Here is a 21,437-nt window from a genome sequence, read left to right on the forward strand (position 1 = left end):
AGCTCATACGGGCGTCAGCCCAGGCGCTGCACCAGCGCGCGGTACTGGTCCCACAGCTCCTTCGGCGTGTGGTCACCGAACGTGTTGAGGTGCTCGGGGACGAGGGCCGCCTCCTCGCGCCACACGTCCTTGTCGACGGTGAGCAGGAACTCCAGGTCGGACTCCGACAGCTCCAGGCCGTTCGTGTCCAGCGCGTCCCTGGTCGGCAGCACGCCGATCGGGGTCTCGACACCCTCGGCCTTGCCCTCCAGGCGCTCCACGATCCACTTCAGGACGCGGCTGTTCTCGCCGAAGCCCGGCCAGACGAACTTGCCCTCGTCGTTCTTGCGGAACCAGTTGACGTAGTAGATCTTCGGCAGCTTGGACTGGTCCTTGTCCTTGGCCACGTCGACCCAGTGACCCATGTAGTCGCCCATGTTGTAGCCACAGAACGGCAGCATGGCGAACGGGTCGCGGCGCAGCTCGCCGACCTTGCCCTCGGCCGCGGCGGTCTTCTCGGAGGCGACGTTCGCGCCGAGGAACACACCGTGGTTCCAGTCGAAGGACTCCGTCACCAGCGGGACCGCGCTGGCGCGGCGGCCGCCGAAGAGGATCGCGGAGATCGGCACGCCCTTCGGGTCCTCCCACTCGGGCGCGATGATCGGGCACTGCGATGCGGGGACCGTGAAGCGGGCGTTCGGGTGGGCGGCCGGGGTCGCGGACGCCGGCGTCCAGTCGTTGCCCTTCCAGTCGGTGAGGTGAGCCGGAGTCTCCTCCGTCATGCCCTCCCACCAGATGTCGTTGTCGTCGGTGAGGGCCACGTTGGTGAAGACGGAGTTGCCCCACAGCGTCTTCATCGCGTTCGCGTTGGTGTGCTCACCGGTGCCCGGAGCGACGCCGAAGAAGCCGGCCTCGGGATTGATCGCGTACAGGCGGCCGTCCTGGCCGAACCGCATCCACGCGATGTCGTCGCCGATCGTCTCGACCGTCCAGCCGGAGATCGTCGGCTCCAGCATGGCGAGGTTCGTCTTGCCGCAGGCGCTCGGGAAGGCCGCGGCGACGTACTTCGACTCGCCCTGCGGGGGCGTGAGCTTGAGGATCAGCATGTGCTCGGCCAGCCAGCCCTCGTCGCGCGCCATGACGGAGGCGATGCGCAGGGCGTAGCACTTCTTGCCGAGCAGCGCGTTGCCGCCGTAGCCGGAACCGTAGGACCAGATCTCGCGGGACTCGGGGAAGTGCGAGATGTACTTGGTCTGGTTGCAGGGCCAGGCGACGTCCTTCTGGCCGGGCTCCAGCGGGGCGCCCAGCGTGTGGACGGCCTTGACGAAGAAGCCCTCGGGGCCGAGCTCGTCGAGGACCGCCTGGCCCATGCGCGTCATGGTCCGCATGGAGGCGGCCACGTACGCGGAGTCGGTGATCTCGACGCCGATCGCGGAGAGCGGAGAGCCGAGCGGGCCCATGCAGAACGGCACGACGTACATCGTCCGGCCGCGCATGGAGCCGCGGAACAGGCCGTTCTCCCCCTGGAATATCTCCCGCATCTCGGCGGGGGCCTTCCAGTGGTTGGTCGGGCCCGCGTCCTGCTCCTTCTCGGAGCAGATGAACGTCCGGTCCTCGACCCGGGCGACGTCGGACGGGTCGGAGGCTGCGTAGTAGGAGTTCGGGCGCTTGATCGGGTCGAGCTTCTTGAACGTGCCCTTGCGGACGAGCTCCTCGCACAGGCGCTCGTATTCAGCCTCGGATCCGTCACACCAGACCACACTGTCCGGCTGGGTCAGTTCAGCGATCTCGTTGACCCACGAGATCAGTTCCTTGTGCTGGGTGGGGACGGTTGAGGGAGCCGCGTTGTCGCGCGCCACGATCGCTCCTAGATGAGGGATTTTTCTGTTGAGTGCCCCGTGGGGGCCGCGACCCGGATGCTTCGTAGCCGCTCATCCGGTGCCGACTGCACTCATTTGATCATCCGACTACTTCGCCCATCTGTCCAGAGGACGTCACAGCTGAGCGGAGTGAGGATCGCCACGCGCCCCCGCGTTTCTTTGCGTGCACGTAAGGTTCGACTGAAAGATTTTTTGCGGTACGCACGTTTGCCCGCAGGCCGGGCACGCCGGGTGATATCGGTCCCACCTTGATACGTAACTTACGGTTCCGTAGGTACGATGCCGCCCATGACTGCGTCCGTCCCCGACGCGCCCACGGACTCGCCGGCAGCCGGCCGCGGTCCCGTCGCGCTCTCCTTGCCCCATCCGGTCAAGCCGAAGCTCCGCGGCTGGTTGCATCTCGGGATGTTCCCCACCGTGCTCGTCGCAGGCCTGATTCTCACGGCCCTCGCGAACTCGACCCGGGGGCGAATCGCCTGCGGCATCTATGTCCTGACGGCGTGTCTGCTCTTCGGTGTCAGCGCGCTCTACCACCGCGGCAACTGGGGCCCGCGCATGGACGGGGTCCTGCGCCGGCTCGACCACGCCAACATCTTCCTGATCATCGCGGGCACGTACACCCCGCTGACCCTGCTCCTCCTGCCGGGGGCCAAAGGGCAGTGGCTGCTGTGGGGGATCTGGGGCGCGGCGGCGGCCGGCATCGTCTTCCGGGTCTTCTGGGTGGGCGCCCCGCGCTGGCTCTACACGCCCTGCTACATCGCGATGGGCTGGGCCGCCGTCTTCTTCCTTCCCGACTTCATGCGCACCGGCGGCATCGCCGTCCTGGTGCTGGTCATCGTCGGCGGCCTGCTCTACAGCGCCGGCGGCGTGATCTACGGCATCAAGCGGCCGAACCCGTCACCGCGCTGGTTCGGCTTCCACGAGGTCTTCCACTCCTTCACGCTCGCGGCGTTCGTCGTGCACTACGTGGGGATCTCGCTGGTGGCGTACCAGCACGCCTAGCCCTGACGACCGGACTGCTCCGAAAGGCCGCGGCATCGAGCCGCGGCCTTTTCGTATGTCCGTTCGTTCGATCACTTGCTCGTTCACATGCACGTTCGCACGCCCGGAGCCGATCACACGCCCGGCGCATCAGCCCTGCACGAGGCCCAGCCCCGATCCCGCAGCTCGTACAGCCTTAACGTTTCTGCCGCAGAACGCAGGGGCCCGCGTGCGACGAGGGAGTCTTAGGTGCGGCTCGGGAACTCGGTGAGGGCGCGCGCCACTATGGCTTCCAGCTGCTCGTGGTGCGCGCCCTTCCAGTAGGCGCGGCCGCACACCAGGCAGCGCGCGAACACGTCGTACGAGCGCCGGGTGCCGTGTTCGAGCTGGTCGGCGACCTCTTCCTTCGTGGCCTCGCGCAGCAGACCGTTGCAGGCGGTGCACCGCGTCCACGGCCGCAGTTCGGGCGCGAACCGGTGCAGCACGTCCCGCAGTTGGTCCTCCGGCCGGGTGCTGTAGACGAACGCGCCCGCCCACAGTTCCCGGCGGCGCAGAAGTCCCCGGTCGCGGCTGAGCATCACCCGGCGCTCGGCGGCCGAGCGCGAGGCGAGAGCCGGGTCACCGATGTCCATGGACTCGTAGGCCGCGTCCACCCCGAGCAGCCGCAGCCGGCGGGCGAGAGTGCCGAGGTGGACGTCGAGGAGGAAGCGGAGCGGAGCGCCGGGCACCCGCTGAGGGCGCTCCACGGGCCGCACCTCGACCCGCTCCCCGGCGGCCGGCACATGGGAGGGGCGCAGGACGCGGCCGTCCACGACGAGCGCGCCGACCTCGGTCAGCGGCACACCCAGCGACTCGACGACGTGGCCGAGCGTGGAGACGCCGTCGGTGACGACCTTCGTGGCTCGCCCGCGCCGCCCGTGCGGGATGAAGAGCCCCAGCTCAGGGGCGAAATCGACATGGATCTCCGGTCTGTTCACCTGGTCAGGATGGCACGGGGACGGCTCAGGGGGCTTTGAATTCTTCCGGCGTCAGACCCCGCTCCAGCACATCGAGCGCGTGGGCCACACAGGCGCCGAGGTCGTCCTGACGCCCGTGTTCGGCCCAGTACAGGAATGCCTCCGTCAGCGCGGCGGCCACGCCCATGCAGTGGACGCGCACCTCCAGGCCGTCCGGGTCGCGCCCGGTGCGCTCGGCGGCCACCCGGCACAGCATCCGGCCGGTCAGGGCCATGCGCTCGTTCATCCGCGACCGGACCGCAGGCACCTCGACCATCAGCCGCCGGAGCAGGCCCGCGTCCTCGGGCGTCCCGAACTCGCCCCGCATGCTCCGCTCGACGGCGTCCGGGACCACGCGGCGCAGCGACTCCACGAGCGGCTCGCCGGCCGGGCGGGCACGCAGTTCCTCCTCCAGGACGGGGGCGTACGCGCCGGTGAGGACGATGTCCTCCTTGGCCGGGAAGTACCGGAACACGGTGGAGGTGGACACCTCGGCCGCCTCCGCGATCTGCTCGATGGTGGTCGCCTCGTACCCCCGCTCGCGAACCAGCCGGTAGGTCGCCTCGCGGATCGCCGTACGGGTCTTGATCTTCTTCCGCTCACGCAGCCCCGGACGGGGTGCGGCAAGGGTCGAGCGGTGTGCGGTGGCGGCCATGGTTGTCATTGTCGGACATCCTCAGGACCCCGGCCACGCCGCCGGCGACGTACCGCGGCCGCCCCGGTTCCCCGGGCGGCGGGACAGCGGCCGGGGACCGCGGGTGAAGGCGGCCAGCGCCGCGTTTCAGCTCCTCAGGGCCCTGCGCAGCTGCCGGGGATCCGTGGTCGGTGCGTCACAGGTGAAGTTGCGGCAGACGTACGCGGTCGGATCGCCGTTCACCAGGATCCGGTCGGCGAGGAGAGGCAGTTCGTCGTCCGGACGGCCCACCGCCACGACGGCGCCCGGCGCGGTGCCCGTGAGTGCCGTGTGATGCAGGCTCCTTGTGGCCGGGTCGTCCAGGGACGGGCCGACGATCGCGACCTCGCGCGGCCCGTCGAGGAACGCCTCGGCGACGGCGAGCCCCCAGCCGATGAACCGGGGCACACGCGGCCCCAGCACCCTGACGACGCCCAACGCCCGCTCCGCGGCGGCACGATGGGGTTCGGAGCCGGTGTGGGCGGCGTAGGAGAGCAGTGCGCCGGCGGCCGCGGACCAGCCGGACGGTGCGGCGTTGTCGGTGGGGTCCTGGGGGCGGCGGATGAGCCTCTCCGCGTCGGCGGCGGTGTCGTACAGGGACCCGCTCCCGTCGGTGAACTGTGCGAGCACATGACCGAGCAGGAGCCCGGAGAACTCGAGCCAGACGCCCTCACCGGTGACGGAGGCGAGCGCGAGAAAGCCCTCGGCGACGTCGGCGTAGTCCTCCAGCACACCCGCGTTGGCGCCGACCTGACCGTCCTTCGACGTGCGGGCCAAACGGGCGTGCTCGTCCATGTGCAGCCGTACGAGCAGGTCGGCGGCGCCGAGCGCGGCCTCCACCAGATCGGGGCGGTCGAAGTAGGCGCCGGTCTCGGCGAGCGCGGCGACGGCGAGGCCGTTCCAGGCCGCGACCACCTTGTCGTCGCGGCCGGGAGCGGGGCGCTTCCCTCGTCTCCCGAGCAGCCGGCTCCTTATCGACTCGATCTTCTGCGTGCCGAACACGCCCTTGCTCTGCGGAAGTTGCAGCACGGAGCTGCCGTGCTCGAAGGTGCCCTCCTCGGTGACACCGAAGTACTGGGCAGCGATCTCGGCGCCCTCGGGGCCGAGGGCCTCGGTGAGCTGCGCGGGCGTCCACACGTAGTACGCACCCTCTACGTGCCGGCCCTCGCCTTCGCCCTGCTCCGGCTCCCCCGGCTCCCTTCCGGGGCCGGCCGCGTCACGCGGCACCTCCTCCTCGCTGTCGGCGTCGAGCGCGGAGGCGAACCCGCCCTCCTTGGTGCGCAGTTCACGCACCATGAAGTCGGCGGTCTCCAGCGCCACCCGGCGGGCGAGCTCGGAGCCGGTCGCGCGCCACAGGTGGGCGTACACACGGCACAGCAGCGCGTTGTCGTACAGCATCTTCTCGAAGTGCGGCACGACCCAGTCGCGGTCGACGGAGTAGCGGGCGAAACCGCCGCCGAGCTGGTCGTAGAGACCGCCGCGCGCCATGCGCTCGCAGGTGTCCTGCACCATCTGCAGGGCGCCCTCCGAACCGGTGCGGGCATGGTGGCGCAGCAGGAACTCGAGGACCATGGAGGGCGGGAACTTGGGCGCACCGCCGAACCCGCCGCGCTGCGGGTCGTACTCGCGGGTGAGGCCGAGCAGTGCCTGGGCGAGCTCCCCCTCGCCGGGCGCCCGCATCTCGCCGTACCGCAGATCCCGGCCCGCGAGGTCACGCACGATCTTCCCGGCGACCTCCGCCACCTCGTCCCGGCGCTCGGCCCAGGCGTGCCGGACGCCTTCGAGGACCTGCAGGAAGGACGGCATGCCCTGACGCGGGGCGGGCGGGAAGTAGGTGCCGAAGTAGAACGGCTCGGCGTCGGACGTGAGAAAGACGGTCATGGGCCACCCGCCCTGGCCCGTGGCCGCCTGGACCGCCTCCATATACACGGCGTCGACATCCGGTCGCTCCTCGCGGTCGACCTTGATGCTGACGAAGTGCTCGTTCAGATAAGCGGCCGTCGCGTCGTCCTCGAAGGACTCGTGGGCCATCACATGGCACCAGTGACAACTCGAGTAACCGACGCTGAGCAGTACCGGCACGCCCCGTTCGCGCGCCGCGTCGAAGGCCTCTTCCGACCACGGCCACCAGTCGACGGGGTTGTCCGCGTGCTGGAGCAGATACGGAGAGGTCTCGTGAGCCAGTCGGTTCGGCATACCCCCATCCTGCCCGACACGGCCCGTCCGGTCGCCTCACGGCCGACACACGGTCGGCCGCCGCTGCCGGTGTCACCCGGAAGGAGCTCCGGAGTGGTCCGCGGGATCCGGACGTCATCGAACCCGCTCCGTGATCGCCCGCAACCCTCGCGCTGTTGTCCTCCTCGAAGGACACTGAAAGCCAAGGGAGTTGACGCCGGAGGGGGACGTGACATGCGGGACGGCCATCGGACGGAAGCCGAGCGGCTGCTGGCACGGGCCGTGGAGGAGGAGGTGCGCCGCTCGGGCGGTCGCACCAATGGGGCCGTACTGCTCTCGCGGGCGCGCGGAGCGCTCGACGCCATGGCGCAGACGGCCGCGGAGGAGTACGAGGCCTACACACGGGCTCTCGAAGAGGTGGAGGCGGGCCGGCTGACCTTCGGTCAGCGGTATGCGAAGGAGGGAGCCACGACGGCGCTCGCGGTGGCGGTCGTGGCCGCGGCCACGGCCTGCGTCGCGGACCTCGTGCTGGGCACGGGCGGCGGCACGGCGCTGAGCGCCGCCGTCACCGTCGGGATCGCGGGGGCCGCGACCACGGTGGTGAAGGTGACCGCGTCCCATCTGCCGGCGGCCGGCCGCAGGGCCGGTGAGCTCGGCCGTCCCGGCGGCCTCGAGCAACTGCGGCTGCAGTGGCTGACCGCCCTGGAGGTCCGCGGCATCCGGCCCTTCCTCGACCAGCAGCGGGTGATCCTCTCCTCGACGACCCCCACGAAGGGCTCACCCCAGCTGCGCCGCGCCGACAAGAGCGCGGCGGCCCGCCGGCGCACGGTGCTCGACCAGTCCTTCGGCCAGCTGCCGGACCCCGTGGGCCCGTTCGCGGGCCGGCGACAGGAGCTGGCACGGATCCGGCAGTGGGTCCAGGCGGCCCGGGCGGCCACGGAGACCAAGCCGTCGGTGGTCGTCCTGCACGGCGCGCCGGGCTCCGGGCGCACGACGCTCGCGATCCGCGCCGCGCACGACCTCAAGGACCACTTCCGGGGCGCGTGCGTGGTGAACCTGCGCGGCGACAGCGCCGACGAGCCGCCGCTGTCCACACGCGACGCCCTGCTCAATCTGCTCAACCGGCTCGGCGCGCCCCGTGAGCAGCTTCTGTTCCGTGAGCGCTCCGGGCCCGATCAGCACGTCAAGCGGCTGACCGAGCTGTACCACCAGCATCTGACGGGCATGCCCGTCACGATCGTGCTCGACGACGCCTCGGACCCCGAGCAGCTGCGCGCCTTCCTCCCCGAGCGCTCCGAGAGCCTGGTGCTGGTCACCGCGCGAGGACCTCTCGACCTGCCCGAGGACCTGCCGGCCCGGGTGCACGAGCTCCAGGTCGGGCCGCTGGACGCGGCGGGCGCGGAGGAACTGCTGAACGCGGCGGCCCAGGACACTTCGGGCCCGTACGACGCCGAGGCCGCCGAGCGCACCCGGGAGCTGTGCGGCGGTCTGCCTCTGGCACTGCGCGTCTGCGGCTCCTCGCTCGGCCCGCGCACCCCGCGCCAACTGGCCGCGGACCTCGCGGCCTACGGCCCGGTGGACCCGCTGGAGCGCGCTCTGTGGCTGCGGTACACGGACCAGCCGGAGGCCGCCCGGCGCCTGCTGCGACGGCTCGCGCTGGCGGGCCGCACCTCACTGGGCGCTGCCGCGGCGGCCGCCCTGCTGGCCACGGACGAGGAGGACGCGACCCGGCATCTGCAGACGCTGGCCCGCGCCGGCCTGATCGACCATGTGCGCGGCAGCCGCTACCGCCTGCACGACGTGGTACGGGCCTTCGCGCAGGCCAGGCTGCTGGACGAGGAGCAGCCGGCCGAGCGTACGGCCGCCCAGGAGCGCCTGATCGTGAACTACGCGGAGCTGGCCGACTCGGTGCTGCGCCTGGTGGACGGCAATATGTCGACCCGCTCGGACCGCTTCGGACCGCACGGTTTCACCTCCCTGGACGCGGCGCTGCGCTGGCTGGACGACGAGTCGAGCTTCATCACCGCCACCCTGCGGCATGCGGAGGACGTCGATCAGTCGGCGGTGCTGAACCTGCTGGGCGCCCTGTGCGACTACTGCCTGCTGCGCGGCGACCTCTACCGGCTGGGCGAGCTCAGCGAGCTGACGATCGGGGGCGCCCCGGCCCGCACGAAACCGACGGCGGGAGAGGTGGACCAGGGCCTTCTGGTGCGCTCGGTGCGCTGGCGTACGGGCATCGCGGCACGTCAGCTGGGTGAGCTGGACAAGGCCCGGACCACGCTTGCCTCAGTGGTGGACCTGTACCGGCAGGCGCATCACGACGCGGGCGCCGCCCGGGCGCTGTGTTCGCTCGGTATCACCCTCCACCACCAGGGCAACCTCACCGAGGCGACGGCCAGGCTCGAGGAGGCGCTGGAACTGCAGGCCTCCCCCGAGCTGGCGGCGGACCGCGCGTGGACCATGCACGCGCTGGCCGCGGTGGAGCGCGACCGCGCACGGCCGGCCCGGGCGCTGGACCTGCTCACCCGCGCCGTGGTCCTCCACCAGGAGAACGAGTCCGTGCACGGTGAGGCCTGGGCGCACTTCCAGCTCGGTCAGCTGGCCCTGCGCCTGGGCGAGGTCCCGCGTGCGGAGACGGAACTGCGCACCGCACTGGAACTGTGCACCCGCACCCGTGACCCACGCGGTGAGGCCTGGGCGCTGACCCAGCTGGCCCGTGCCCGCCTGGTCGCGGGCGACGGGCCGGCCGCCGCCGAGGAACTGCGCCGGGCGGCCGCGCGTCACCGGGAGAACGAGGACATACGCGGCGAGGCCTGGACCGTCTACTACCTCGGCCAGGCCCTGGAGGAGGCGGGCGAACTCGATGAGGCGGTCCGCGACCTGGAGCGTGCCCGCACGATGTTCTCGCGGATGCGGGACGTGTACGGGCTGGCCTGCGCCCGCCACCACTCGGCGCGGGTGACCCGCGACCAGCGGGCGGCCCGGACGGGATCGCTGCGCAACTCCGGGTTCGCACGGCAGCTGCTGGTGGACGCGAGGGCGGACTTCCAGCGCATCGGCGTGGCCCATGGCGAGGCGTGGACGTGCCTGGAACTGGCGGTGGTGGACGCCGGCAACGCCCGCACCCAGCAGGCGCTCGCCCTGTGCGACGAGGCGGTGGACCTGTTCACCTCGTACGGCGACCGCAGGGGGGAGGACTGGGCGCGCTTCCTGCGCTGCACCCTTCTGCCCTACGCCTCCCCGGGAGGCGTCGAGGTGGGCACCGCGGTGGCCGAGGAGGAACTGGCGCAGCTGTCCCGCGCCGGCCATCCGACGAGGGACGAGAAGCTGGACGACGTCGTCGGGGCGTACGGGGTGCTGCTGGAGCGCGGTGTGAGCCTGGAGGACGGCTGGCAGGCATGGCGCCTGGGGATGGTGCCCGGACGGCACGCCCGGGAGGTGATGGGGGTGGAGGTGCCCGCCGGGAACTGACGGGCACCCCGACGGGGGCCGCGCCCGGGTGTGTCGGCGCGGCCCCGAAGTGGGAGATCTCAGCCCCGCTGGGCCTTGGGTGCTCCCTTGACCGTGCCGGAGCCCTCCGTACCGGCCTTCTCGCCGGTGTCGGAGGCGTCCTCCTCGAAGCGGACCTTGCCCATGTGCTTGTTCATGGACTTCATCAGGCCCCAGACCGCCACAGCCATCACCGCGAAGACGATGAAGCCGAGGACACCGGGGGTGACCTTGTTCTGGTCGACCTCGGCGAGGGTGACGAGGTGCGTCATGGCCGGGCTCACGCTTGCGCTCATGTCAGGCATTGTCCCTCAGGGCCGGCGGACGCCTGCAAAGAGGTCGTCCTCCGGGAGAGAGGTGTCCACGAGGGACTTCGCGAGCTCGTACTCCTCGGTCGGCCAGACGTCCTTCTGGAGCTGAAGCGGGACGCGGAACCAGCCCCCGTCGGGGTCGATCTGCGTGGCGTGGGCGATCAGCGCCTTGTCCCGGATCTCGAAGAAGTCCGCGCACGGGACGTGCGTGGTCAGCGTGCGCTCGACGCGCTCGAACTCGTCCCAGCGCTTCAGCCAGTCCGCGTAGGGCGACTCCAGGCCGCGCGCGAGCAGGGCGTTGTGCAGGGCCTCGGTCCGCGGACGGTTGAAGCCCTGGTTGTAGTACAGCTTCAGCGGCCGCCACACCGGGCCGAACTCCGCCTCCGGGTACTTCTCGCCGTCCGCCGCGCCCTCGAAGGCCACCATGGAGATCTTGTGCGTCATGATGTGGTCGGGGTGGGGGTAGCCGCCGTTCTCGTCGTAGGTGGTGATCACCTGCGGACGGAACGAGCGGATCCTGCGAACGAGCTCGCCGGCCGCCTTGTCGACGTCCTCGAGGGCGAAGCAGCGCTCGGGCAGCGGCGGCAGCGGGTCGCCCTCCGGCAGGCCGGAGTCGATGAAGCCGAGCCAGTCCTGCTTGACGCCGAGGATCTCCCGGGCCTCGTCCATCTCCTTCTTGCGCACCTCGTGGATGTGCTCCTCGATGTACTTGTCGCCCTGGAGCTTGGGGTTGAGGATGGAGCCGCGTTCCCCGCCCGTGCAGGTCACCACCAGCACGTCCACCCCCTCGGACACATACTTCGCCATGGTGGCCGCGCCCTTGCTCGACTCGTCGTCAGGGTGGGCGTGCACTGCCATCAGTCGCAGTTGGTCAGTCAAGACTCGATCCTCAGTAAGTCGGCAGGTCGGCGCCCGGTGTGATTCGGCGCGATGTGCGGCTTCTATAGTGACCGAATCGGGGGGCGAAAAATTCCGGGGCCCCTCCCGGAGCACCCCTTCCGGGACGTCCGTCCCGGTGACGGCCGAGAGGACGACCATGAGTACGGCGAGCACGCGGCTGCCCGAGGGCCGTTACGGTCGCTCCGCCGACGACCGCGCCGACCGCACACTCAAGATCGTCGCCAGTGTGCTCGGGGCTCTGCTGTTGATCCTCGTCGGCTGGTTCGGGTACCACTACGTCGCGCAGAACAAGATCAGCGGCCAGGTGATCACCTTCGAGGCCGGGAAGGACTCGGTCAAGGTCCATCTCGAGGTGCGCAAGGACGCGAACGCCAGCGGTTACTGCACCGTGCGCTCCCAGTCGGCGGACGGCACCGAGGTGGGCCGGGCGGACTTCCGGTTCGGCGGGCACACCACCCGCATCGACAAGGTCGTCACGCTGCGTACGACGTCCGAGGGGTCCACGGCGGAGCTGCTGGGCTGCCACGCCGACTGACGTCACTCTTCTCACGTAGGCGCTGACCTGCATTGACATAATTCTGATGGCTTATGTCCTCCCCCTTCCGCCGCTGAATTGTTAGGCTCGTGGTTTCGCCCACCCGTGAAGGAACATTCTTCTGGGTAGGGCGATGCTTTGTATTTCCCAGTACCGACGAGGAGCACCCTGTGACCCAGACCAGCGAGAACGTCACCTGGCTGACCCAGGAGGCGTACAACAAGCTCAAGGACGAGCTTGAGTACCTTACTGGTCCTGCGCGCACGGAGATCGCCGCCAAGATTGCGGCTGCGCGTGAGGAGGGCGACCTGCGCGAGAACGGCGGGTACCACGCGGCCAAGGAGGAGCAGGGCAAGCAGGAGCTCCGTGTGCGCCAGCTGACCCAGCTCCTTGAGAACGCCCAGGTCGGAGAGGCCCCGGCCTCGGACGACGGTACCGTCGCGCCCGGCATGGTCGTGACGATCGCCTTCGACGGTGACGAGGACGACACGCTGACGTTCCTGCTCGCCTCGCGCGAGTACGCGAGCGCCGACATCGAGACGTACTCGCCGCAGTCTCCGTTGGGCGCCGGCGTGATCGGCCACAAGATCGGCGAGGACGCGCAGTACGAGCTGCCGAACGGCAAGAAGGCTTCGGTGAAGATCCTGAAGGCCGAGCCCTACCAGGGCTGAGCCTCCCCGGCGTCTTCCGCGGGCCCCCGGTGCCTTCAGCACCGGGGGCATCGCCATGCCCGGGGCCGGCTGCCCCGGACCCCTGTCGGGTCAGGCCGTCGCCGAGCGGTACTTCCGCACCGCCAGCGTCCGGAACACCACGATGATCAGAACCGAGTAGATCAGCGACGCCCAGACGGGGTGCTCCATCGGCCACGCATGCGAGGACGAGTGCACCGGCGGGTTGCCGAACAGCGTGCGGCAGGCCTGCACGGTGGCGCTGAACGGGTTCCAGTCGGCGACGTGCCGCAGCCATGGCGTCATGTGGGTGGTGTCCACGAACGCGTTCGAGATGAACGTGACGGGGAACAGCCAGATCAGTCCGCCCGACGTGGCCGCCTCCGGCGTACGCACCGAGAGGCCGATCAGCGCCCCGATCCAGGTGAACGCGTACCCCAGCAGGAGCAGCAGACCGAAGGCGCCGAGCACCTTGCCGATGTTGGTGTCGGCGTTGGACCCCACACGCCAGCCGACCAGGACCGCGACGATCGCGAGGACCAGCAGCGTCAGCGCGGTCTGCACGAGGTCGGCGAGGGTGCGCCCGGTGAGCACCGCGCCCCGCGCCATGGGCAACGAGCGGAAGCGGTCGATGAGCCCCTTGTGCATGTCGTCGGCGATGCCCGCGCCGGCGCCCGCCGTGGCGAACGTGACGGTCTGGGCGAAGATGCCGGCCATCAGGAAGTTGCGGTAGTCGTCGGGGCTGGTGCTGCCGCCGACCCGCATGGAACCGCCGAAGACATAGCTGAACAGCACCACGAACATGATCGGCTGGATCAACCCGAAGATCACCATCTCCGGGATCCGGGTCATGCGGATCAGATTGCGCTTGGCGACGACCAGCGAGTCACGGACGGACTGGCCGAGAGGGTTCGCGGGCGCCGCCGCGGTCACGGTGTCGGTGCCTGCACTCACTTGGCGGTCTCCTTCGTGCGCTTGTGGGCCTTGGGGTTCTCGGCCGCTCCGTTGTCCTCGGGCTTCTCCTCGGCCACATGGCCGGTCAGGGACAGGAAGACGTCGTCCAGGGTGGGACGGCGCAGCCCGATGTCGTCCATCTCGATGCCGCGGGTGTCCAGTTCGCGGATGACCTCGGCGAGGAGCTTGGCACCGCCGGCGACGGGGACGGTGAGCTTGCGGGTGTGCTCCTCGACCGTGGCCTCGCCCTTGCCGAAGCCGCTCAGCACCTCCACCGCGGTCGGGATGTCCTCGCGCTGGTGGACGACCACCTCGACGCGCTCACCGCCCGTGCGCGCCTTGAGCTGGTCGGAGGTGCCGCGGGCGATGACGCGGCCGTGGTCGACGACGCAGATCTCGTGCGCCAGGTGGTCGGCCTCTTCCAGGTACTGCGTGGTCAGCAGCAGGGTCGTGCCGCCGGAGACGAGCTGCTTGATGACCTCCCACAACTGCTGGCGGTTGCGCGGGTCCAGACCGGTCGTCGGCTCGTCCATGAACATCACGGGCGGGCGGACCACCAGCGCGGCGGCGAGGTCGAGACGGCGGCGCATACCGCCGGAGTACGTCTTCGTGGGCCGGTCGGCGGCCTCGGTGAGGTTGAACTGCTCCAGCAGCTCGGTCGCCCGCTGCTTGGCCGCCTTGGACTTCATCTGGTAGAGCTGCCCCACCATCTGAAGGTTCTCGCGGCCGGTGAGATACTCGTCGACCGCGGCGAACTGCCCGGACAGACCCACCGAGCGTCGTACGGCGTCGGGGTGCGCGAGCACATCGATCCCCGCGACGAGCGCCTTGCCGCTGTCGGGGCGCAGCAGGGTCGTCAGGCAGCGGACGGTGGTGGTCTTGCCCGCGCCGTTGGGCCCGAGCAGGCCGAGCACGGTGCCCTCCGGGACGTCGAGGTCGACGCCGTCCAGAGCCCTTACATCGCCGAAGGTTTTCACCAGGCCTTCGGCATAGATGGCGCCTGGCATATGAGTTCTCCACGTCGTTGGGGTTCGGGGAATGGGGGAAGAGCGTACGTTCAGGCGTTCGTTCGCTCGATGTGTTTTTTCCGCCCGCGCAGGCGCGATGGTCCCGCAGCACGGCGGACGCGATGAGGCGACCACACCATAACGCGATGTATCGCGTCTCTCAAACGAATTTTTCCACTCGGCCTCGACAACGGCCGGTACTCAGTCGATGACGGTGTAACCCGCGTCCCGCAGCGCCTGCCAGACCTCGGCGCAGTGCTCCGGGCCCTTCGTCTCCAGGTGCAGCTCGACCTCCGCCTCCGTGAGCCCGAGCCGTGGATCGGTCCGTACGTGACTCACATCGAGGACGTTAGCGTCGAGCACTGACAACACCCCGAGAAGCGTCGCGAGGGCTCCGGGGCGGTCGGTCAGCCGCAGCCGGACGGCCAGGTAGCGGCCCTGCGCGGCCATGCCGTGCCGCAGGATGCGCTGCAGCAGCACCGGGTCCACGTTGCCGCCGGACAGTACCGCCGCCACCGGGCCCTCGAAGGCGCCCGGATCGCTCAGCAGCGCCGCCACCGGACTCGCGCCGGCCGGCTCGACCACCAGCTTGGCCCGCTCCAGGCACAGCAGCACCGCGGCGGACAGCGCGTCCTCGGACACCGTACGGACCTCGTCGACCAGGTCGCGGATGATCCGGAACGGCACCTCACCGGGCCGCCCCACCCTGATCCCGTCGGCCATCGTGGCCGGGTTGTCGACCGACACCGGGCGCCCGGCCGCCAGCGAGGGCGGGTACGCCGCCGCTCCCTCCGCCTGCACGCCCACCACCCGCACATCCGGGCGCAGCGCCTTCACCGCGGTCGCGATACCCGCCGCCAGCCCGCCGCCGCCGATGCCCACGACGATCGTGCGTACCCGCGGCCACTGCTCGAGGACCTCGAGACCGACCGTGCCCTGGCCCGCGATGATGTCGGGGTGATCGAACGGGTGGATGAAGACCGCACCCGTCTCGGCCGCGTACCGCTGCGCCGCGGCCAGGGTCTCGTCCACCACCTGGCCCTGCAGACGTACGTCAGCGCCGTACTCGCAGGTCGCGCTGATCTTCGGCAGTGGGGCACCCTTGGGCATGAAGACCGTGGAGTGCACCCCGAGCAGCGAGGAGGCGAGGGCCACGCCCTGCGCATGGTTGCCCGCGCTCGCGGCGACGACGCCCGCCGCCCGCTCCTCGGGCAGCAGCCCCGCGATCCGCACGTATGCCCCGCGCAGCTTGAACGACCCGGTCCGCTGGAGGTTCTCGCACTTGAACTGCACCGGCGCACCCACCAGCTGGGACAGGTGCCTGCTGCCCTCCATGGCCGTGACGCGGGCGATGCCCGACAGCATCTTCTGGGCGCCCCGTACGTCGTCCAAAGTCACCGCCGGCAAGGAGTCAGCCGTGCTGTAGTTCATGACCACCAGTCTCGCAGTTCACGCCGCTTCGCAGCGGGTGTGACCAAAGCCCTGGACAGGTTTGTGCAGCGCCGGTACGACCTGCGCCGCGGCCGCGTACCCTGTCCCCCAACCCAGCCCCACGCATGAATTGAGCCCCCGGCCATGCCCACAACGCCTGAAATGTCGATGGACATGTCGACCGTCGGTGAACCCGGCCTTCTGGACACCCTGCAGCACGAGGTCGCGGTGTTCGCGCGGCGCGCCGAACAGACGCGGCTCGGCGGGGTCGGGCCGGTGCGCAACTCCATGGACCGCGCCGCGTACCTCCTGCTCAACCGCCTCGACAAAGAGGGCCCGATGGGCGTCAAGGCGCTGGCGGCGAGCATGGGCATCGACTCGTCGACGGTCACCCGGCAGGTGGCCCCGCTCGTCGACACCGGCCTCGTCAAGCGCACCTCCCACCCGGAGGACGGGCGCGCGGTGGTACTCCAGCTCTCCCCGCGCGGACTGGCCCGCCTGGAGGAGGTCCGCTCGTCCCGGCGGCAATTCATGGCCGAACTGACGACCGACTGGACACCGCAGGAGCGCGAGGACTTCTGCACCCTGCTCACCCGGTTCAATGCGGCCCTCTCCGCCCGGCAGGCCACCCAGGGGGTCCCGGGACCGGAGTCCCAGCCGGCCACCTGAGCCCGACGTCCTGAGCGCCACGTCCCGCGCGGGCAGCCCACACCCTGCGCCGCGCGCCGACGTACCGCGCCCGACGTACCGCCTCCCCCGCACCCCGCGGACCCCGCCCTTTGCGTCACCGGCCCGGCACGCGCGCGTTCGAGCGCTCCCCGGCTCTTGACCCGGAGGGCGCGGCCGGTCTGATATGAGACCGGAACCCGTCGTACACGGTCCGGTTCGCCGTACACGCCCAGATCCTGCCGTGCGTGCGCGGCGGCCCGCACGGTGTCGACGAGGTCCGGTCCGCTTCATGATCGCCCGCAGGGGGGAGGCGCGGTGCGAGAACGGCACGCTTCCCATGGCGCCCGCCGGACCCGTGAGTTCGAGGCGTTCGTCGCGGGCGCGGCCGGGCGGCTGCTGCATGCCGCAACCCTGCTCACCGCGGAGAGCCCGGACGACAACCCGCGCGCGCAGCGCCTGCTGACGCTGACCCTCGCCCAGACCTACGCGTCCTGGGACCGGCTGCGCGGGGACGACCCCTACGACCGGGCGCGCCAGTATCTGGCCAGTCGCTTCGCGCGCGGGGCGTGGCACCAGTACGGGGCCTGGTACCGGTACGGGGCCTTCGGCCGGCGCCGGCCGAAGGCCCGGGGCATGCTGGCGGACCTGTCGCCCCAGGAGCGGCTGATCCTCGTCCTGAGGCTGTACGAGGGTGTGGCCGAAGAACAGGCGGGCGCCCTCCTCGGCCTGTCCCCCGAGCGGGTGCGCGCGATCTACGCCCGGGCGATGACCACGCTGCTGCACCCGCCGCCCGGCCCGGCGCCGACGGTGCCGGTGGCGAAGCCGGCGCCCTCGTGACGGGGCCGCGCCGAGAACAGGACGCCTTCCGGGACCCTGCCGGACCCGGTCAAGCGGAGGTGACCGATGAACATGCCCGAGCGTGAGGCGACCGTACGGCGGCTGCTCGAGCGGACGCCGCCGCATGTGCCGCCCGGCCTGTACCCGGAGGTCCTGCGGCGCGGCGGCCGGATGCTGCGCCGCCGCATCGTGGCCCGCCGGCTGATGTGGCTGGTGCTGATCGCCGCCGCCGTCGCCTTCGCGGTCTGGGCCCTGTACACACGCCCCTGGGCGGAGCCGCCGTCCACGACGACTCCACCGATCAGCGACTGGTGAGACCGGCGGCTAGCCGAGGGCCTGCTGCAGGTCCTCCAGGAGGTCGTCGACGTTCTCGATGCCCACGGAGATGCGGACGAGGTCGGCAGGAACCTCCAGGGCCGAGCCGGCGGCCGACGCGTGCGTCATGCGCCCCGGGTGTTCGATCAGCGATTCCACACCGCCCAGGGACTCGCCCAGGGTGAAGACCTTGGCACGGTTGCACACCTCGACGGCCGCCTCCTCGCCACCCTCGACCCGGAAGGACACCATCCCGCCGAACGCCTTCATCTGCTTGGCGGCGATCTCGTGCCCGGGGTGCTCCGGCAGGCCCGGGTACAGAACGCTCGTCACGCGCGCGTGCCGGGTGAGCATGTCGGCGACCTTGGCGGCGTTCTCACTGTGCCGGTCCATGCGGACGGCGAGCGTCTTGGTGCCGCGCAGCACCAGCCACGAGTCGAACGGGCCCGCGACCGCGCCCATCGCGTTCTGGTGGTAGGCCAGCTCCTCGCCCAGCTCGGGGTCGTTCACGATCAGCGCACCGCCGACGACGTCGGAGTGTCCCCCCATGTACTTGGTCAGGGAGTGCACGACGACGTCCGCGCCGAGCGCGAGGGGCTGCTGCAGGTAGGGCGTCGCGAAGGTGTTGTCGACGACGAGCCTCGCGCCCGCGTCACGGGCGATCTGGGCGACGGCGGCGATGTCGGTGATGCCGAGCAGCGGGTTGGAGGGGGTCTCCACCCAGACGGCCTTGGTCCGCGGGGTCAGCGCGGCTCGTACGGCCGACGGATCGCTGGTGTCGGCGACCGACCACTCCACACCCCACCGCGAGACGACCTTGGCGAAGAGGCGGAACGTACCACCGTACGCGTCGTTCGGGATGACAACGTGGTCGCCGGGGCTGAGCAGCGTACGCAACAGGCAGTCCTCGGCCGCCAGTCCGGACGCGAACGCGAGGCCGCGGCGGCCGCCCTCCAGGGCGGCGAGGTTCTCCTCCAGGGCAGTTCTGGTGGGGTTCGCACTGCGGCTGTACTCGTAGCCGCCGCGCAGGCCGCCGACGCCGTCCTGCTTATACGTCGAGACCTGGTAGATCGGCGGGACGACCGCCCCGGTGAGGGGGTCGGCGGTGTTCCCCGCGTGAATCGCGAGGGTCTCGAAATGCTGACTGATGTGCCTGTCGCTCATGAGGACCGAGGGTAGTGCGCCCGGGACGAGGATGACGGCGAAGACCCGACGGCGCCGGGGTGAGCACGGAGTGTCCGGTGCGCGAGCGGGAGCGTCGCGAGGGGTCGACGGAGTCGACGGACGAGGGGATCGGTCGACGGGCGGGAGCGGTCGGCGAGTGGGAGGGAGCGGTCAGCAGGTCGGCGGGAGCGGCGACCGCGGCGGCGGAAGGCGGCCGGCAGCCCGGCCGGACGCCTCGCCGCAATACGCCGCCGGGTTTTCCACAGGCCCGGCGACCAGGTTGGCCAACTGCCGGACCCGTCTGGTTCGCTTGAGACATGGTGATTCTTTGGGTCCTGATGGCGCTGGCCATGATCAGCCTGGTCCTGCTGCCCGTCCTCATGCGCAGGCGCGCGGGTATCCAGCAGGTCGCGCCGGGCGACCCGGACGCCGCGGATCCGGCGAACTATGGCTTCGTCCGCCAGGAGGAGCTGGACATCCGCATGCCCGGCCCCGACCAGGACCTGCTGGATGTCCTGGACGTCGTGCAGCGCACGCAGGACTACCGCGCGGCGTCCCAGCTCCTGGCCGGCACGGAGAAAGAGGGCGAGACACGCTGGCAGCGCGTCCAGGCCTTCGCGGGCGCCGCGTCCCTCGAGTTGCAGCAGCGGCCCGGCGGCGTGAGCGAGATGCCGGGCGGGCAGTGGCTGCGGGTATGGCGGGCCGAGGCCCCCAAGGACGCGGGCGGCGCGGCCGTGCAGGCGGAGTTCCTGGTGCAGCAGGCATGGCGCACGTCGACTCCGGGGACGGACGAGTTCCGGATCATCATGGAGGAGGCGAAGTCGGCGTGCGCGGAGGCGGCGCTGCTTGCCCCCGGTGACCCGATCCCGTACATCATCGAGCTCTCGGTGGCCCGCGGACTCGCGTATCCGCAGCCGGAGTTCGAGCAGCTGTGGCTGAAGATCCTGGACCGCTCCCCCGCCCACATGGGCGCGCACCTGGCGGCGCTGCACTACTGGTGCGAGAAGTGGCACGGCTCGCGGCAGGTGGCGTACGCGTTCGCGGAGGCGGCCGCGGCCCGCGCCCCGCAGGGCTCGCTCCTCGCCGCGATGCCCCTCTTCGCGGTCTTCGAGCACCTCCCCGAGGTGAACCTGGTCCGCAGCTTCTATCAGAGCGAGGTCGTGACGAAGGCGATCCACGGCGCCCTCTACGCGGTGCAGTCGGCCCGCTCCGACGACCCGATGCTGGCGCACGTCCGCCACCTCCTGGTCTTCTTCCTGGTCCGCAGCGAGCGCTGGTCGGAGGCCATGGCCCAGCTGGTCCACGTCGACGGCCATGTCGGCGCACTGCCCTGGACCCTGACCTCCGACCCGGCCGCGGACTACGCGGTCTTCCGCGCACTGGCGGTGGCGGGCTACGAGGCGAACGGAGGAAGCCCGGCGACGCTGCCACGCTGAGCGAAAGGCGAAGGAGCGGCCAGGGGGTGGGCGACTTCTCCGCCCCGGAGGGGCCCGGAATTCCCGTGGCGACGGGCACGTTGTCACAGACGCATCCCACCCCGGCCGTGACCCCGTGGAGACCGCATGTTCCTGTACAGCCGCGTGCCCCAGCTGCCGACCCCGGAACAAGCCCTGCGCGGTCGCTCCACCCCGCCCTTCACGATCCCCGAACGGCACACGGTCCTCGGCACCCCGCTCCTCGGCCCCTACCCGGAAGGCCTGGAGATCGCCGACTTCGGTCTGGGCTGCTTCTGGGGCGCCGAGCGCAAGTTCTGGCAGCTCCCGGCAGGCGTCCACACCACGCTCGTCGGATACCAGGGCGGCTACACCGAGAACCCCATGTACGAAGAGGTCTGCTCGGGCCTGACGGGCCACACGGAGGTGGTCCGCGTCGTCTACGACCCGAAGCAGATCTCGTACGAGCGCCTCCTCCAGGTCTTCTGGGAGTCCCACAACCCCACGCAGGGCTTCCGCCAGGGAAACGACGTCGGCACGCAGTACCGCTCGGCGATCCACACCCACTCCGCCGCCCAGGCAGCCACGGCCAAGGCGTCCCGCGAGGCCTACCAGAAGGTCCTCACGGCCTCCGGCTACGGCACCATCACCACGGAACTGCTCCCCGCGGAGGGCCGCGAGTTCTACCCGGCGGAGGGGTACCACCAGCAGTACTTGACCAAGAACCCGGCGGGCTACTGCGGGTTGGGCGGGACGGGGGTGTCCTGCCCGATCGGCGTGGCGAAGGCCGAAGGCTGACATCGCCGGGTGGGTTCGGAACGTAGGCGCAGAGAGTGGTTGGCACCGCACCCGCCCTCTCATGGAGCAGAGCGTGAGACAGGTCAGGGCGGCTCTTCGTTCATCCACATGGCTCTCCAGCGGTCGGCGGGTCACGGGCGGAGTGCTTACGGGCTGCCCCGCGATTGATCACGGGGCGTGTTGGCCTGGGGAGTTGGCTGGTGGGTGATTCAGCAGGCGGCTGTGCGGACGGGCACCAGTTCG

Annotated in this window: 19 protein-coding genes; 9 read left to right on the forward strand and 10 right to left on the reverse strand. The window is 70.7% G+C overall.

Translation table 11 applies throughout. The annotated features are described in order from the left end of the window. Positions 1 to 14: 14 nt before the first annotated feature. On the reverse strand, positions 15 to 1,838 hold the full coding sequence (locus ABZ904_RS20300; protein ID WP_359392234.1) for a phosphoenolpyruvate carboxykinase (GTP): 1,824 nt from the start codon (positions 1,836 to 1,838) through the stop codon (positions 15 to 17). Between the two features lie 309 nt (positions 1,839 to 2,147). Here ABZ904_RS20300 and ABZ904_RS20305 point away from each other — a divergent pair, with 309 nt between their 5' ends. Next, positions 2,148 to 2,861 (forward strand): hemolysin III family protein, encoded by a 714-nt coding sequence (locus ABZ904_RS20305; protein WP_361824836.1) that lies wholly within the window; start codon positions 2,148 to 2,150, stop codon positions 2,859 to 2,861. A 224-nt stretch (positions 2,862 to 3,085) separates the two neighbouring features. Here the strand turns inward: ABZ904_RS20305 and ABZ904_RS20310 are convergent, their stop codons facing one another. From ABZ904_RS20310 to ABZ904_RS20320, 3 genes are all read right to left on the reverse strand, one after another. Then, a complete protein-coding gene (locus tag ABZ904_RS20310) occupies positions 3,086 to 3,817 on the reverse strand; it encodes a Mut7-C RNAse domain-containing protein (protein ID WP_359392238.1) in 732 nt (243 codons plus the stop codon). Positions 3,818 to 3,842: 25 nt separating this feature from the next. After that, positions 3,843 to 4,490, reverse strand: a complete 648-nt coding sequence (locus tag ABZ904_RS20315; RefSeq protein ID WP_361824839.1) for a TetR family transcriptional regulator — start codon at positions 4,488 to 4,490, stop codon at positions 3,843 to 3,845. Between the two features lie 126 nt (positions 4,491 to 4,616). Beyond that, a complete protein-coding gene (locus ABZ904_RS20320) occupies positions 4,617 to 6,704 on the reverse strand; it encodes a thioredoxin domain-containing protein (protein WP_360995764.1) in 2,088 nt (695 codons plus the stop codon). A gap of 213 nt (positions 6,705 to 6,917) precedes the next feature. On the opposite strand from ABZ904_RS20320, the gene ABZ904_RS20325 reads away from it, so the two are divergent. Continuing rightward, a complete protein-coding gene (locus ABZ904_RS20325) occupies positions 6,918 to 10,154 on the forward strand; it encodes a tetratricopeptide repeat protein (RefSeq protein ID WP_361824842.1) in 3,237 nt (1,078 codons plus the stop codon). A 59-nt stretch (positions 10,155 to 10,213) separates the two neighbouring features. On the opposite strand, the gene ABZ904_RS20330 is transcribed toward ABZ904_RS20325, so the two are convergent. Both ABZ904_RS20330 and mca read right to left on the reverse strand, forming a co-directional pair. Then, positions 10,214 to 10,477, reverse strand: coding sequence for a hypothetical protein (locus tag ABZ904_RS20330; RefSeq protein ID WP_359392246.1), 264 nt, complete (start codon positions 10,475 to 10,477; stop codon positions 10,214 to 10,216). 6 nt (positions 10,478 to 10,483) lie between these two features. Continuing rightward, positions 10,484 to 11,362: a mycothiol conjugate amidase Mca gene (gene mca / locus ABZ904_RS20335; protein ID WP_359392248.1), complete on the reverse strand. Its 879-nt coding sequence runs from the start codon at positions 11,360 to 11,362 to the stop codon at positions 10,484 to 10,486. Positions 11,363 to 11,519: 157 nt separating this feature from the next. On the opposite strand from mca, the gene ABZ904_RS20340 reads away from it, so the two are divergent. Together ABZ904_RS20340 and greA are read left to right on the forward strand one after the other, a co-directional pair. Continuing rightward, entirely contained in the window at positions 11,520 to 11,918 is a 399-nt protein-coding gene (locus ABZ904_RS20340; RefSeq protein ID WP_359392250.1) for a DUF4307 domain-containing protein, read from the forward strand. A gap of 170 nt (positions 11,919 to 12,088) precedes the next feature. After that, entirely contained in the window at positions 12,089 to 12,589 is a 501-nt protein-coding gene (gene greA / locus ABZ904_RS20345) for a transcription elongation factor GreA (RefSeq protein ID WP_359392252.1), read from the forward strand. Between the two features lie 90 nt (positions 12,590 to 12,679). On the opposite strand, the gene ABZ904_RS20350 is transcribed toward greA, so the two are convergent. The 3 genes from ABZ904_RS20350 to ilvA all read right to left on the reverse strand — a co-directional run bounded on the left by ABZ904_RS20350 (position 12,680) and on the right by ilvA (position 15,978). Further along, positions 12,680 to 13,540 (reverse strand): ABC transporter permease, encoded by an 861-nt coding sequence (locus ABZ904_RS20350; protein ID WP_359392254.1) that lies wholly within the window; start codon positions 13,538 to 13,540, stop codon positions 12,680 to 12,682. Continuing rightward, the gene (locus ABZ904_RS20355) at positions 13,537 to 14,547 is read right to left on the reverse strand and encodes an ATP-binding cassette domain-containing protein (RefSeq protein WP_359392256.1); all 1,011 of its coding nucleotides are present in this window, start codon (positions 14,545 to 14,547) and stop codon (positions 13,537 to 13,539) included. Before ABZ904_RS20355 ends, ABZ904_RS20350 begins: the two co-directional genes overlap by 4 nt. 201 nt (positions 14,548 to 14,748) lie before the next feature. Beyond that, positions 14,749 to 15,978: a threonine ammonia-lyase gene (gene ilvA, locus ABZ904_RS20360; RefSeq protein ID WP_359392258.1), complete on the reverse strand. Its 1,230-nt coding sequence runs from the start codon at positions 15,976 to 15,978 to the stop codon at positions 14,749 to 14,751. A 162-nt stretch (positions 15,979 to 16,140) separates the two neighbouring features. Here ilvA and ABZ904_RS20365 point away from each other — a divergent pair, with 162 nt between their 5' ends. From ABZ904_RS20365 to ABZ904_RS20375, 3 genes are all read left to right on the forward strand, one after another. Next, complete coding sequence (locus ABZ904_RS20365) at positions 16,141 to 16,647, forward strand: MarR family transcriptional regulator (RefSeq protein ID WP_359392260.1); 507 nt, start codon at positions 16,141 to 16,143, stop codon at positions 16,645 to 16,647. 315 nt (positions 16,648 to 16,962) lie between these two features. Continuing rightward, complete coding sequence (locus ABZ904_RS20370; protein WP_361824849.1) at positions 16,963 to 17,484, forward strand: sigma factor-like helix-turn-helix DNA-binding protein; 522 nt, start codon at positions 16,963 to 16,965, stop codon at positions 17,482 to 17,484. Between the two features lie 66 nt (positions 17,485 to 17,550). Further along, entirely contained in the window at positions 17,551 to 17,799 is a 249-nt protein-coding gene (locus ABZ904_RS20375) for a hypothetical protein (RefSeq protein ID WP_359392264.1), read from the forward strand. 9 nt (positions 17,800 to 17,808) lie between these two features. Here ABZ904_RS20375 and ABZ904_RS20380 read toward each other — a convergent pair whose 3' ends face one another. After that, a complete protein-coding gene (locus tag ABZ904_RS20380) occupies positions 17,809 to 18,963 on the reverse strand; it encodes a cystathionine gamma-synthase (RefSeq protein ID WP_359392266.1) in 1,155 nt (384 codons plus the stop codon). A 317-nt stretch (positions 18,964 to 19,280) separates the two neighbouring features. Between ABZ904_RS20380 and ABZ904_RS20385 the strand changes: the two genes are divergently transcribed. Next, entirely contained in the window at positions 19,281 to 20,399 is a 1,119-nt protein-coding gene (locus ABZ904_RS20385; protein ID WP_359392268.1) for a hypothetical protein, read from the forward strand. Between the two features lie 126 nt (positions 20,400 to 20,525). Continuing rightward, entirely contained in the window at positions 20,526 to 21,194 is a 669-nt protein-coding gene (msrA, locus tag ABZ904_RS20390) for a peptide-methionine (S)-S-oxide reductase MsrA (protein WP_361824853.1), read from the forward strand. Positions 21,195 to 21,437: the final 243 nt, after the last annotated feature.

Source organism: Streptomyces sp. NPDC046900, assembly GCF_040644975.1.
Taxonomy (GTDB): Bacteria; Actinomycetota; Actinomycetes; order Streptomycetales; family Streptomycetaceae; genus Streptomyces.